The sequence below is a fragment of the Bacteroidales bacterium genome (genome assembly GCA_031276035.1).
Classification (GTDB): domain Bacteria; phylum Bacteroidota; class Bacteroidia; order Bacteroidales; family BM520; genus RGIG7150.
In genome coordinates this window covers 1-15305 of the sequence record JAISNV010000010.1, presented here as the reverse complement: position 1 = coordinate 15305, position 15305 = coordinate 1, and the positions used below count along the sequence as shown (strand labels likewise).

Sequence of the window (15305 nt, the reverse complement as noted above, 5' to 3'; positions counted from 1 at the left end):
AGTCCTATTTATGAATTATATATTAATGAATGTAACTTTAATATTGACCTTAAAGTTACATTCACTTTCAGCAGTAAAACCTGAGCTCAAAATTATATTTTAGAAGCTGTACATCCGAAGTTGTATATTGAGATAATTCTTATATTTCTATTATTTTTATAATCATTAAGTTAATATGTATCGTAAATTTTGATTACTCCAATATTATTATGAACAAAACTTCAGAAATGTTTCTATTAATATTTGGCATATAATCAATATAAAATCAGAATATTTCAGAATATAATTATTTGTACATAATTACATCATCTTATAAACTTTTCCCGGCAGACAATGAAGAACTCCTTTCAATTCCAAGTCAAGAAGTTCGCATGAAAGCCTGCCAATAGGAATATTTAACTTATCGGAAATATTATCTATATCACAACCCGATGAGTTATTACGCATAAATTCAACAATTTCATTCTGTATTTCATTAAGTTCATAAAACAAATTTTGCTGAATGACTCTTTTACTGATTTTGTTATCCCAGTTCATATTTTCAATTATATCCGAACCTGAAAGGATCATGCAAGCTTGCTGATTTTTAATTAACTTATTACATCCCGTAGAATATTTATCATTAACTCTTCCCGGAACGGCAAAAACATCTTTGTTGTAACTTCCTGCAATCTCAACGGTTATCAAAGCTCCTCCTTTTTCTGCAGCTTCTATTATTAACACAGCATCGCAAAGCCCGGCAATAATTCTATTACGCTGAGGAAAGTTTTCCCTATCCGGCTTGGTTTCCGAAATAAACTCGCTTATCAAAGATCCGTATGATTCTATATTTCTTGCCAGATTAAGGTTTTTTGCAGGATAAACAGTTTGTAACCCATGTCCCAAAACTGCAAAAGTATCCAAGCCGTATTTCAAACTATTTCTATGTGCTTCTGTATCAATTCCGTAAGCCAACCCACTGATAATTCCTATATCATAATCGGATATTTCAAAAATAATTTTTTCACATATCCGATTACCGTAATCACTTGCATTTCGTGTTCCTACAACAGTTAGCATTCTTTCTTTTTCTGGAAGAATATTACCGCGAACATACAATATAACCGGACTATCAATGCATCTTTTTAATCGAACCGGATAATTGGAATCAAAATAACTAATTGCACGAACAGAATTCTTTTCCATAAAACGCATTTCTCTTTCGGCACGAAAAAAAATTTCCTTATTATTCATCCCGTCAATTATTCCATTGCTAATTCCCTGTATCTTTAACAGACTGTTTTTCTTTTCCTTAAATACATCTTTAGCACATCCGCAATGAGAAATTAATCTCTTCCCATTAATAGCACCCACATTCGGCAGAAGTGTCACAGCAATAGTATATAATGTTTCTTCATTCATAAAATTTAATTCTGAGTTCAGATTTTAGGATTTAGGGTTATGTATAACTTTGCTCGACATAGTCATTGTTTCTTAGCATATTATAAAGCTTAGATAGTTTTTGCTAATATTCTTTAAATCCTCAAAAAATTTTGCTACTGATATATCTTGTTTTTAATTTTATAAATAGTTCTGATCTCGGAATCCCGAAATCATAAACTTATATATTAATCCGGAAAACTTGAAAATGTCTCAAGAAAAATTATAAATTTGCATAAATTTTTTCAAGATGATTTTAGAATATATTAGATGGAATTTTAATCCTCAGGTTTTTCCAAATACTTCAATACATATTGCTTGGTACGGAGTACTTTTTGCATTAGGTATTTATTTGTGTTACTTGATTCTAGGATATACTTTTAAAAGAGAAGGCATCAGTCAGAAAGTTTTTGATAAAACTGCATTATGGCTGCTTATTGCTTTAGTTATCGGTGCGCGTTTGGGACATTGTATCTTTTACGAACCGGCATATTATTTCAGTAATCCGTTAAGAATTTTAAAAGTCTGGGAGGGCGGACTGGCAAGTCACGGCGCCGCAATTGCACTTCCGATAACAGTTTGGATACTTGCAAGAAAATATAAATACGATCCTATTTGGTGTCTCGACAGATTAGTCATAGGTGTTGCAATTGCAGGTGCATTAATCAGAATAGGAAATTTCTGTAATTCTGAGATTTATGGAATTGAGACTACTCTTCCTTGGGGTGTTATTTTTGAAAGAAACGGCGAAACTGTTCCAAAACATCCTACTCAATTATATGAAGCCTTATCATGTATAATTACATTCTTAATTCTTTTCTTTATCTATAAAAAGAAGGGAAAAGACACGCCGAACGGATTATTATTCGGATTATTTCTAGTATTAATATTTACATTTAGATTTTTTGTGGAATTTATTAAAAATCCGCAAGTTGCTTTTGAAGCAGGAATGAAATTAGATATGGGACAAATACTTTCTATACCATTTATTCTGCTTGGAATTTTCTTTTTAATAAGAAGTTATTGGAAAGTTCGAAAAGTACACAATAAAAATGCATAAAAATGCATTATAATGATACGGGTGTTTTTAGTTCTTTTAATACCCTAATTTATTAATTAGTTTTTTTAGTTCTATTGTTGAAGGAGCCGATATTTTGTACCGGCTCCTTTTATTTTTACCTACAAACCTCTAATGAGACTTTAATATCACTTAAAAATTATTGACCTGTTTTACAGGCAAGTATTTTTTTTAGGGCAGAATTATTTTTTCATAATTTCTGCATATTCAAGGTAGAAATTGCTGATAGTTTCAATACCTTTATAAAAATTATATAAAGGATAATTTTCATTCGGAGAATGAATCGCATCACTACTCAAACCAAAGCCCATCAATACACTTTTAACACCGAGTATAGATTCAAAGCCGGCAATGATAGGGATTGAACCGCCACTGCGAACAGGTATCGGAGTTTTACCATAAACTTTTTCGAAAGCTTTTTCCGCAGCTTCATATGCCGGTAATGTAATCGGACAATTATAAGCTTGACCGCCGTGCATTTCCGTAACTGAAACTTTAACGGATTTCGGCGCAACTTTTTCAAAATATTCTTTAACCAGTTTTGAAATCTTATGATTATCTTGATCCGGTACTAAACGACAAGAAATCTTTGCATAAGCTTTAGATGGAATAACAGTTTTTGAACCTTCGCCTTGATATCCGCCCCAAATTCCGCAAACATCAAAAGTAGGTCTTATCCATGTACGTTCATTAGTGGTATAACCTTTCTCGCCCCAGAGAGAGTTAACATCAAGAGCTTTTTTATATTCCGCTTTATCGAAAGGAGCTTCTCCCATCATTTTTCTTTCCTTAGGAGAAACTTCAATAACATCATCATAAAATCCGGGTATTGTAATATGATTATCTTCATCAAAAACATCGGAAATCATTTTACATAATATATTTATCGGATTCGCAACAGCTCCGCCAAAAAGTCCGGAATGTAAATCTTTGTTAGGACCGGTAACTTCTATCTGCCAATAAGCCAAGCCTCTTAATCCGGCAGTAATTGAAGGAACATCCTGAGCAATCATACTTGTATCCGAAACAAGGAAAACATCAGCCTTTAGCATATCTTTATGGTCTTCGCAAAATTTGTAAAGATTTGTTGACCCGATTTCTTCTTCTCCTTCTATCAAGAATTTCACATTACAAGGCAATTTGCCTGATTTCACAAGTAATTCAAAAGCTTTTGCATGCATATATCCCTGGCCTTTATCGTCATCCGCACCACGGCCATAAATGATTCCGTCTTTAACAACAGGTTCAAAAGGTTGAGTATTCCATAATTCCACAGGATCAACAGGCATAACATCCATGTGACCGTAAACTAAAACGGTAGGAAGTTTCGGATCAATAATTTTTTCTCCGTAAGTGACAGGATTGCCCGGAGTATCAAAAACCTCAGCTTTATCTGCACCGGCTTTTATAATTGCGTTTTTCCAATATTCTGCAGCACGGTACATGTCAGGTTTATTTTCCGCTATCGAACTTATCGACGGAATTCGCATAAGTTCGAATAATTCCTCCAGAAAACGATCTTTGTTTTCTTCAATGTAATTTTTAATAAAATCCATAATATTTATATTTAATTAATATTTTTCGGGGTTTGCGATTTTAATACCAATGACATTTATCTTTTACATACTATCCTTTTAGAAAGAATTATATAATTTTCAAAATTTACATTAATATTTGTTACAAGTAATACATTACAATGTTTATATTTTCACTTCAAATATTTTACTTGAACTCATTTATTTCATCAATTTTTAACTATCAATTAATTTCGTAACCATAACCTTATCGATTCTTGCGGCGTCCATATCAACAATTTGAAATTCAAAACCATTCCATTGAAATTTATCACCTGCTTTGGGAATTTTTTCCAAAACATCAAGAATCAAACCGCTTAAGGTTACAAAGTTATTATCATTATAAAGGTCTTCCATATCAAAATATTCGAGGAAATCGTAAAACGGACATTGCCCGTCAACCAGCACAGACCCATTTTCCAAAGGAATAATTTCCTGTTCTTCACCAATTTCCGGAATACTGCCGAGTAGAGCTTCAACTATATCTTTCACGGTTACAATTCCCAATACACTACCGAATTCGTCAATAACAATACTCGAGCGCAACCGTCCGACCTGCAAATGGTTCAATGCATCATAAACACTGAGATTATGAGGTAAATATTGCGGCTCACTAATGACATCCCTTAAATTAAAATTTTCATTATCAATTTTCCCGAAAAGATCTTTAAGGTATATAATCCCTAATATTTCATCCAATTCCTCATCACAAACCGGATACATATTAAAAAGATTATCCTTTATCTTATCACTGTTAATTTCATTACTGTCATTAATATCAAGCCAAACAATCTCACTCCGGTGAGTCATAATAGAACTGATATTCCTATCGCCGAGATTAAAAACTCTTTCCACAATATCTTGTTCAACCTCTTGGATTTCACCATCTTCAGTACCTTCCTGAATTATCGCCTTGATTTCATCCTCAGTAATTTTTGATTCATCAGTAGATATATTGAAAAGTTTCGTAAAAAATCTGGTACTTTTAGATAATATCCAAACGAAAGGTTTACATATTATCGACAAAGAGTTCATCGGCTTGGCAATAAGCTTCGCAATTTTTTCAGGATTACTCATTGCCAAACGTTTCGGGACAAGCTCGCCGAAAATCAATGTCAGATAAGTTACAATTATTACAATTAATACTTGTGCAATTGTATGTGCGCTGCTTTCCAGAAATTTTATTTTTGCGATAAGCGGAGCCAATAGGTCTGCAAAGGCAGCACCTGAGAAGATACCGGTTAAAATACCGATAAGTGTAATCCCGATTTGTACTGTGGATAAAAAGTTATCCGGGTTTTTAATTAGTTTTATAGCAGTTTTGGCGCTACTACTTCCTTCTTTAACATCTTTTTCTAATCGGGCCTTTCGGGATGAAACCACTGCAATCTCGCTCATGGAGAGAAATCCGTTAAGCAAGATCAGCCCGATAATTATAAATACTTCCATTTTGTAGGTTAAAAATTATTTTAAATTATCATCAATATAGTTTTCTATTTTTTCATATAAATGTGCTCTGTCTATTCCTCTTACATTATGTTCATGACCGGGATATACAAAATAATCAACTTGTTTTTTTGCTTTAATACAAGATTCAATAAAGCTAAGGCTATGTTGCCAAACTACAACAGGGTCAGTAGTACAATGAATCAGCATTAATTTTCCATTCAGATTTTCAACATAATTTGTTAAATTTCCGTTTTTATATCCGTCTGGATTATCTTCCGGAGTATCCATATATCTTTCGCCGTACATTATCTCATAATATTCCCATTTGATAACCGGTCCGCCGGCAACACCAACCTTGAAAACATCAGGTTGCTTCAACATCAAAGATATAGTCATAAACCCGCCGTAACTCCAACCGTCCACAGACATTCTATCGGAATCAACATAAGGAAGCGAACAAAGATATTCAACACCTTTCATTTGATCTTCCACTTCGAGAACTCCGAGATTGCGATGAATACACTGTTCAAAATCAGCGCCTCTGTTAGGAGTTCCTCTGTTATCCATTGAAAAAACAATGTAATCACGCTGTGCCCAGCGAAGATCCCAAAAACCTGCGCCCGCATTCCACGAATCGGTTATCATTTGCATGTGCGGCCCACCGTAAACATAGAAAAATACAGGATATTTTTTATTCGGATCAAAATCAGGCGGTAATATCATCCTGTAATACAAATCATCATTATTATTACTCTTTAAAGTACCTAACTCTATCTTGCATTTTGCATAATCTTTCAAAGGATCCGCATCCTCTTGTAAAGTCTTGACTATTTTTCCATTAATATCTACAACATTAATAATTCTTGTAATTTCGGTATTACTGTATGAATCAATAAAATAATCTTTGTTCGGAGATAAATTACAATAATGAGTACCGTGAACATCGGTTAATCTTTTAACACTTTGATCTTTTATTTTTACTGAGTAAAGATTTGTTTCGACAGGACTATCGTAAGTTCCGCAAACATAAATTGCATCTTCATTTTTATTAAAGCCCGCAACTTCAGTAACTTCCCAATTTCCTTTAGTAAGTTGTTTGATTAAGTTTCCATCAGTATTATAAAGATAAAGGTGATTCCAACCGTCTCTGCGCGATTGCCAGATGAATTTACTTTTATCTTTCGAAATAAAAAGAAGCGGATTTAAAGGCTCAACGTATTCTTTATCTGTTTCTTCAAACAAAGTTTTCACAAGATCACCGGTTCCGATATCGTATTTATTTAATTTAAGATGATTCTGATCGCGATTTAAAATTGCAATATAAATATATTTTTCTGAAGGATCCCAAGTTACGGACGTCAGGTATTGATCAGCCGGATCACCGATTTTCATATAAACGGTTTTTCCGGTTTCTAAATCATAAACTCCCAAAGTTACCTCGTGACTTGACATTCCTGCCATAGGATATTTGATATTTCCGACAGTTGCAATTCTTGTTGAAATATCAACAAGCGGATAATCTGCAACCATGCTTTCATCCAAACGATAAAAAGCAAGATAATTATCATTTGGCGACCAGAATGTTCCTTTACTTATGCCGAATTCACTTCTATGTACTCCTTCGGCACCGTACGACACACCATCTTTTTCAGATTTTGCGATACATGTATTTTCCCTGTTTTTAGAAATATATAAATCTCCGCCGTCAGTGAAAGCATATATATACGAATTATTTCCTTTATCAAGATTTTCGCCTTCAGGACGAGTTGCAAGATGCATAATCTTTTTATCAATCAGATTATAAGAATAAATATCATTTTTTATTGAAAACCGGAAAGAATTTTTATCAGTCCAACTGATTGCGGGAAATCGGTTTGAAAAAGCAACTTCATTCTCACTATTTTCAACAGCAGCGGATAATTCTTTTAAACTAAGTAATGTTTTCTCTTTATCGGATTTTGCATTGCCGGTAATCAACGTACTATCTTTTATAAAAGAATAATCCGAGGTTCCGGGAATCCATTGAAGATTTTGTATGCTTTTGGGAAACAAATCACGGTTCATATAAATACAATCTTCGAGCGTAAAAGTCTTCTCTTGACAAAATATCAGCAGAGAAGAGAATAATAAAACAATAAAAGTTGATAATTTTCTCATAATTAATAAATCATTTTTTGCAAAGATAGTTTTTTCAATTGACAATTTATTATTGGCAATTGACAATTTTTATTAATTGATTATGAGCAGTTGAGAATTATATATTCCGTATTCAATAATTTAATGATTTAAGATTAGAAAATTATTTCTATAGGCTTACCTTTTAATCCTTTCAATATCAATAAATAATTATCAGATAAATAATTGTTTAACACTTGAAATGAAATATAAATCTTCAAATCTATAAATTTTCAAACCTTAATTTATTCTCAATGTTGTATAATTCATTCCTTACAGTCTGAGTAATATCATACTCTTTTTCCTGAACTGATTTTTTTTGTCGAAATCTTAAATACTGAAGTATTTTTAAAGCATCAACTTTTACCATACAAGCGTGAATAAATCTTTCCGGCAATTTGTAATTTTTGCGTAAAGGACTCCATAAATCTTCGGTTTTAAATGAAGAACGAAGAAATTCACTCATCGGAGTTTCAATATCTTCTTCAAATAAATTTTTGAAAAGCGAATATGTCTCTTCAACTTCATTGAAAAATTTCTCATTATAAAACGGATACGAATTCCAGTCGCCACTAATTCCCTTTATCATAGCCGGACCTGTTCCAAATGCAACCCTATCGGAAAACCGGGCCTGCGGGTAAACATGCTCTTCGTTCCACAAAACAATTCTACCGGTTTTTCTTAGAGATTGCAAAAGATAAAAATCTTCGCCCGATTTTCGCGGTACAATTCCTCCAATCTTTCTGTAAGCCCATACAGGCAAAGCAATTGCGGAGCCAAGCGCAGTAAAAGCATACGGATTATTGATTTTCAACATATTAATCATATAATGCCGCATATAAATTTCATAGCGTAAAATACAATTATTTTGTTCTTCATTATTTGTAAGCGGATGATAATAAGGAATTGAGAGTGCCAAAGCATCTTCATTTCTTTCAAAATTATTTCTAATCGACAAGAAATAATCTTCATTAAAATGAGTATCGCCGTCAAGACTGATTATAATGTCTTCTCCTGAAGCAATTTCCGAGATTCTATCCATTAAAACTCTACGAGCCATACCTACGCCCGCATTTTTAATATCGAACCCATTTCCTTCGGAAGATTTATCAATTACTTCAATATCAAGATTATTTATATCTCTTAATATTTCCAAAGTTCTCTTATTATCAATAATATCATTCTGTTTTTCAGGATTATTATGCCATTCTTCCGGATTATTTACGCAAAATAAAACCTTGAAATCGAATAATGATTGATTTCCAAGATCACTTAAGAGACTTTCTAAGTTTTCGGATTCTCTCAGAAGCGGTATTGCGATAAATAATTTCATTCGGCAAAGATAACAAGAATAGCAAATTGAATATTTTTATAATTTTTCATTCAAGATAAAAAAATACCACTCTCCTACTTTTCATCTGAAAAATTGTCAACAGTCAATTCTCAATTGTCGATTGAATAATTTATCTTTGCACAATTATTAATCAATCATTTTTATGAGCAAATCAAAACTATACCTTTTCGATGCGATGGCATTGATTTACAGAGCTTATTTCGCATTTCAAAAAAATCCCAGAATAACTTCAACAAATATTAATACTTCCGCAGCTTTCGGATTTACCACATATCTTTATGAATTGATAAAGAAAGAACACCCTACTCATTTAGCCGTTTGTTTCGATTCTCAAAAGCCAACTTTTCGTCATGAAAAATACGAACAATATAAAGCAAACCGAAGCGCTATGCCGGAAGATATAGCCTCCAACATTCCATATATAAAGGAAATTCTCACGGCTTTTAATATTCCTATTGTTGTGTGCGAAGGATATGAAGCTGATGATATCATCGGGACAATCGCAACAAAAGCCTGTAAAGAAGGTTATGAGGTTTTTATGGTAACACCCGATAAAGATTTCGGTCAGCTTGTAAATGACTGCATAAAAATGTACAAACCAGCTTATGGAAAAAATCCGACGGAAATACTAGGAGAAAAAGAAGTTTGTGAAAAATTCGGATTGAAAAACACTCGTCAAATGATTGATTATCTCGGACTTGTCGGAGATTCATCAGATAATATTCCGGGAGTTCCCGGAGTTGGTCCCGTAGGCGCAAAAAAACTTTTAGACGAATTCGATAACATAGAGAATATCCTCGAAAATACCGATAAAATAAAAAACCAAACACTAAAACAGAAGATCGTTGATAATAAAGAACTTGCAATCGAATCCAAACATCTTGCAACAATTGTTACCGATACACCTTGCCATTCGGATATCGATTCTTTTATTCTTTCAAAACCAAATGCAAAAGAATTGAAAGAAATATTTGAAAAATTGGAATTCAGAACATTAGGAAAAAGAATATTTACAGATTTATCTTTGGATGAGCAATCGAATAAAACCGGTGAAGCTGACAAAATAGATAAAATCGATAAATTGGATAAAATCGATAAAGCCAAAGCAGATAAAAAAGATTCGGGATTCGGAGGTTTATTCGGTGATAGTGAAGCCGGTCTTTTTACTGATATTTATGAGAACATCAAAACCGTTAAGCATGAATATATTCTTCTTCAGGAGGAAAAAGAAATTGATGATTTGATTAAAATTTTACAGGATAAAAAGGAGTTTGCTTTTGATGTTGAAACAACGGGGCTTGATGCCAATAACTGTGAACTTGTCGGATTCTCAATTGCTTTCGAAAAGCATAAAGCTTATTACATTACCTGTCCGAATAATTTTGATGAAACCTGTCAAATTATTTCAAAATTCAAAACTTTTTTTAATGATCCGGAAATGCTAATAATAGGACAAAATCTTAAGTTCGATTTTTTGGTTTTGAAATGGTATGATATAAATGTTAAAGCAAGGATTTTTGATACGATGATTGCACATTATTTGATAAATCCGGAAACAAAACATAATATGGATTATCTTGCCCAGGTATATTTGAATTATAATCCGGTTTCTATTGAAAGCTTAATTGGTAAGAAAGGTGCAAATCAGGGTAATATGCGGAATGTTGATCTTGAGATTTTAAAAGAATATGCCGCTGAAGATGCTGATATTACCTATCAATTATATTTAATTTTAAATGAAGAATTAAAGAAAACCAACAATATCAAGCTTTTTGAAATGATAGAAATGCCTTTGGTGAAAGTTTTAACGAGTATGGAGTTTGAAGGTGTGAGAATTGATCCCAATGCACTTAATTCTTTCTCAGAAGAATTAAGCAAGGATATTTATAAACTGGAAGAAAATATTTATGATTATGCCGGTGAGATTTTTAATATTAATTCGCCGAAACAGTTGGGAGAGATATTATTCGATAAATTGAAGATTGCGCAAAAACCGAAGAAAACAAAGACCGGACAATATTCTACCGGGGAAGATATTCTTTCCAAACTACAATTTATTCATCCCATTGTAGATGATATTCTCTCTTATCGTTCATTAACAAAGCTTAAATCAACATACGTGGAACCGCTTCCACAATTGATAAATCCAAGAACAGGAAGAATACATACCACTTACAATCAGGCTGTTGTTGCAACTGGAAGATTAAGTTCCAACAATCCTAATTTACAGAATATTCCTATTAGAACCGAACGCGGAAAAGAAATCAGGAAAGCATTTGTTCCGCGTAACAATGATTTTATCTTTCTGTCTGCCGATTATTCACAGATAGAATTACGACTAATAGCGCATATTTCCAAAGATAAAGGCATGATAAACGCTTTCAAAGAAGGTAAAGATATTCATACTGCAACTGCTGCCGCTGTTTTCGGGATTCCTGAAAAGGAAGTTACTGCCGATATGAGACGAATGGCAAAAACAGTAAACTTCGGCATAATATACGGAATATCAACTTTCGGTTTGTCGGAGCGACTTCATATTCCACGTAAAAGAGCCGCTGAATTAATTGAGCAATACTTTATAAGTTATCCGAATATTAAAAAGTATATGGAAGATATTGTTGTATTTGCCAAAGAACATGAATATGTTGAAACCATTTTGGGCAGGAAGCGCTTTATCAAAGATATAAATTCAAGAAACAATGTTACACGCGGTTATGCCGAACGTTTCGCTATAAACGCCCCCATTCAGGGTTCTTCCGCCGATATGATAAAAATTGCAATGATCAATATTGAAAAAGAAATTGAGGATAAAAATCTTAAATCCAGAATGATTTTGCAGGTTCATGATGAGTTGATTTTTGATACTCATAAATCCGAAACCGAACTTTTGAGTAAAATAGTTCAAGATAAAATGAGTACCACAATAGAATTAAGTGTTCCTATTGATGTATCTGTCGGAATTGGTAATAACTGGCTCGAAGCACATTAGATAGTGCTGATTGAAATACATCATCGACAATTACTCATAATCAACTAATAAAAATTGTCAACTGCCAATTATAAATTGTCAACTGAAAAAACTATCTTTGCATTTATGATAAAACGGGATATTGTTAATACCATAATTGATTCTGCTCGAATTGAAGAGGTTGTCGGCGACTTTGTTACCTTAAAGAAACGCGGTGCCAACCTTCTTGGTTTATGCCCGTTTCATAATGAAAAAACTCCTTCATTCGTAGTATCGCCCGCCAAGGGTATTTTCAAATGTTTCGGTTGCGGAAAAGCCGGTAACTCTGTGCATTTTATAATGGAACACGAGCATTGTTCATATCCGGAAGCTCTAAAATATCTTGCGGCAAAATACAATATCACAATTGAAGAAACCGAACGCACCGCTGAGGAAATCCTGCGTGACGACATTAAAGACAGATTGTTTAATATCAATGTTTTCGCACAGAAATATTTCTCCGAAACTCTTTTTAATACTAAAGCCGGAAAAGATATAGGCTTATCGTATTTTAAAGAACGCGGATTTATTGAAGATACGATAAAAACTTTCCAGCTCGGTTATGGTTTGGATGAATTTGAAGCTTTTTATAAAAACGCAAAAGAAAACGGTTACAAGGATGATATTCTCGAAAAATCAGGATTAGTAAGTATTCATGATGACGGTAAGAAATTCGACAGATTTCGCGGAAGAATAATTTTCCCCATACATAATTTATCGGGAAGAGTTGTTGGTTTCGGAGGCAGGATAATGAGTGCCGATAAGAATAAGGCAAAGTACATTAACAGTCCGGAAACAGAAATTTACCACAAAAGTGAAACGCTATACGGAGTCTTTTTTGCTAAATCTGCAATTATGTCGCACGACCTGTGTTACCTTGTTGAAGGTTATACAGATGTGATCAGCATGTATCAAGCTGGATTTAAAAACGTTGTTGCTTCTTCCGGAACTTCTTTAACAATCGAACAAATTAGATTGATAAAAAGATTTACGCAAAATGTGACAATCATTTACGATGGAGATCAAGCCGGAATAAAAGCTTCTTTACGCGGAATAGACATGATTCTTGAAGAAGGTTTGAATGTGAGAATTATCCCCTTACCTGAAAATGAAGACCCGGATTCTTTTGTTCGTAAAAATCAATCATCGGAAGTAATCAATTATTTCAAAAATAATTCTAAGGATTTTATTAGTTTCAAAACCGAATTGCTTTTAAGAGATACGAATAATGATCCTATAAAAAAAGCGGAAGTAATTAAGGATGTTGTAAATTCTATTTCATTGATTCCGGATGCTATCAATCGCTCCGTTTATGTTCAGGAATGCGGCAAACTACTTGATATTAAGGAACAAACTCTGATTATTGAAATTAACAAATTAATCAGGAAAAGAAATTACAAAAAAGACAAACCGGATATTGACGAGCCTGTTGATATTGAACCGCAAGATAAGGGTCAAAGTTACAACAAAGAATTAGTTGAAGATGACGGTTATGAATATTTAGAAAAAAGCATTATTGAAAAGTTGCTTTTATACGGTGCTCAGAAAGCAGATTTTTATAATGCCGGTGATGAGCATGGAATGGCAACAACTGCTGAATTTATTATTTCGGAGATTTCTTTAGATGAAGTTACTTTCACGAATAATCTCTACAAAAAGATTTTCGATATTTTTTCTGAAGAATTTACAAAAGAAAATATTCCCGACGAAAAATATTTCATTAATCATCCCGACTCTGAAATTTCAAAATGTGCAATCGGTATTTTGGCAAGTCCTTATTCGATAAGTGAAAACTGGAAAGAATACAAAGTTCATATACGTAAAGAAAGTGATAATATTCATAACACTATTCTTAGAACCGTATATGCTTTAAAAGCCGGTTACATCAAAAAATTAAGAACTGAAATTCAGGAGAAATTAAAACTTACAACCGATCATTCGGAAATAGAACTATTAATTAACGAAGATAAAGAATTAAAGGGAATTGAAGCTAAGTTAAATCTCGAATTAAAAAGAATAATTACTTAATTCTATTTGGAGTATTTATCTCTAATAACTTTAATCATATCTTCGGTCATAGTTTCCAGGTTCCATACAGGACTCCACCCCCATTCACGGCGTGCGCAGGAATCATCCATACTATCCGGCCATGAATCCGCTATTGATTGTTTCATCGGCTCAACTTCGTAGAACAATTCAAATTCCGGGATATGTTTTTGTATAGCCTTCTTAAGTATTTCCGGATCGAAACTCATAGCTGTAACATTGAACCCGTTGTGATGTATTAGTTTTGACGGATCTGCTTCCATAACATCAATACAAGCTTTAATAGCATCCGGCATATACATCATATCAAGGAAAGTTCCGGCTTTAAGCGGACAAGTATATTTGCCGTTTTTCACAGCTTCATAGTAAATTTCAACGGCATAATCTGTTGTTCCGCCACCCGGAAGAGTAACGTTTGAGATAATTCCCGGGAATCTGACGCCACGGGAATCAACGCCGTATTTTTTATTGTAATAATCGCCGAGTAATTCTGCGGAAACTTTTGTTACGCCATACATAGTAGTAGGTCTCTGGATTGTATCCTGAGGAGTATTTTGATGAGGTGTTGAAGGACCGAAAGAGCCTATCGAACTTGGAAAGAATACGGAACATTTATATTCACGAGCGACTTCAAGAGTATTATAATGACCTATCAAGCCTACTTCCCAAGCCAATTGCGGTTTTGCTTCCGCAACAGCAGATAATAACGCAGCAAGATTATAAATTGTATCAATCTTATACTTCTTAACCAAATCGATAAGTCGGGGAGTATCAGAAATATTCAATACTTCGGAAGGACCTTCTGCCAGATTACCTTTAATCTTATCCAAAGATACATCAGTCCCAACCACGTTATTTACTCCGTATCTTTTTCTCAATTCGGGCACCAATTCCGAACCAATTTGTCCGGCACAACCTATTACCAATATGTTTTTCATATATTTATAATTTATTACACATTAATTTTTTTCGATGCAAATATAAAACAATTAATTATTAGGAAACAATAATTAGTAATTATTTTAACATTAGATCATCGATTGAGATTAACATTGTCTTTTTTAACTAATTTGATAAATTTCATAATTGATAATAAAATTAAATCTATTAATTCTATCTTCTATAATGATTTTTTTTACGATTTTTGTACCGCATATTATTTTTTAGATTAGTTTATATTCCAAAATAACACATTTATATTTA

General features: G+C 33.2%; 9 protein-coding genes. 3 read left to right on the top strand and 6 right to left on the bottom strand.

Translation table 11 applies throughout. The annotated features are described in order from the left end of the window. Positions 1-300 precede the first annotated feature (300 nt). The gene (gene dprA, locus LBP67_02210) at positions 301-1401 is read right to left on the bottom strand and encodes a DNA-processing protein DprA (GenBank protein ID MDR2083794.1); all 1101 of its coding nucleotides are present in this window, start codon (positions 1399-1401) and stop codon (positions 301-303) included. Between the two features lie 268 nt (positions 1402-1669). On the opposite strand from dprA, the gene lgt reads away from it, so the two are divergent. After that, positions 1670-2479: a prolipoprotein diacylglyceryl transferase gene (lgt, locus tag LBP67_02205; protein MDR2083793.1), complete on the top strand. Its 810-nt coding sequence runs from the start codon at positions 1670-1672 to the stop codon at positions 2477-2479. 200 nt (positions 2480-2679) lie between these two features. On the opposite strand, the gene LBP67_02200 is transcribed toward lgt, so the two are convergent. The 4 genes from LBP67_02200 to LBP67_02185 all read right to left on the bottom strand — a co-directional run bounded on the left by LBP67_02200 (position 2680) and on the right by LBP67_02185 (position 9028). Then, positions 2680-4053 (bottom strand): dipeptidase, encoded by a 1374-nt coding sequence (locus tag LBP67_02200; GenBank protein ID MDR2083792.1) that lies wholly within the window; start codon positions 4051-4053, stop codon positions 2680-2682. Positions 4054-4248: 195 nt separating this feature from the next. Continuing rightward, positions 4249-5520: a hemolysin family protein gene (locus LBP67_02195; GenBank protein MDR2083791.1), complete on the bottom strand. Its 1272-nt coding sequence runs from the start codon at positions 5518-5520 to the stop codon at positions 4249-4251. 15 nt (positions 5521-5535) lie between these two features. Further along, the gene (locus LBP67_02190) at positions 5536-7677 is read right to left on the bottom strand and encodes a S9 family peptidase (protein MDR2083790.1); all 2142 of its coding nucleotides are present in this window, start codon (positions 7675-7677) and stop codon (positions 5536-5538) included. A 241-nt stretch (positions 7678-7918) separates the two neighbouring features. Then, a complete protein-coding gene (locus tag LBP67_02185) occupies positions 7919-9028 on the bottom strand; it encodes a hypothetical protein (protein MDR2083789.1) in 1110 nt (369 codons plus the stop codon). A 163-nt stretch (positions 9029-9191) separates the two neighbouring features. Between LBP67_02185 and polA the strand changes: the two genes are divergently transcribed. Together polA and dnaG are read left to right on the top strand one after the other, a co-directional pair. After that, positions 9192-12038: a DNA polymerase I gene (gene polA, locus LBP67_02180; protein MDR2083788.1), complete on the top strand. Its 2847-nt coding sequence runs from the start codon at positions 9192-9194 to the stop codon at positions 12036-12038. A gap of 105 nt (positions 12039-12143) precedes the next feature. Beyond that, positions 12144-14084 carry a DNA primase gene (gene dnaG / locus LBP67_02175; GenBank protein ID MDR2083787.1) on the top strand — a complete coding sequence of 647 codons (1941 nt, stop codon included), beginning with the start codon at positions 12144-12146 and terminating at the stop codon, positions 14082-14084. A gap of 2 nt (positions 14085-14086) precedes the next feature. Here the strand turns inward: dnaG and LBP67_02170 are convergent, their stop codons facing one another. Beyond that, complete coding sequence (locus tag LBP67_02170) at positions 14087-15040, bottom strand: NAD-dependent epimerase/dehydratase family protein (GenBank protein MDR2083786.1); 954 nt, start codon at positions 15038-15040, stop codon at positions 14087-14089. Between the last annotated feature and the right edge of the window lie 265 nt (positions 15041-15305).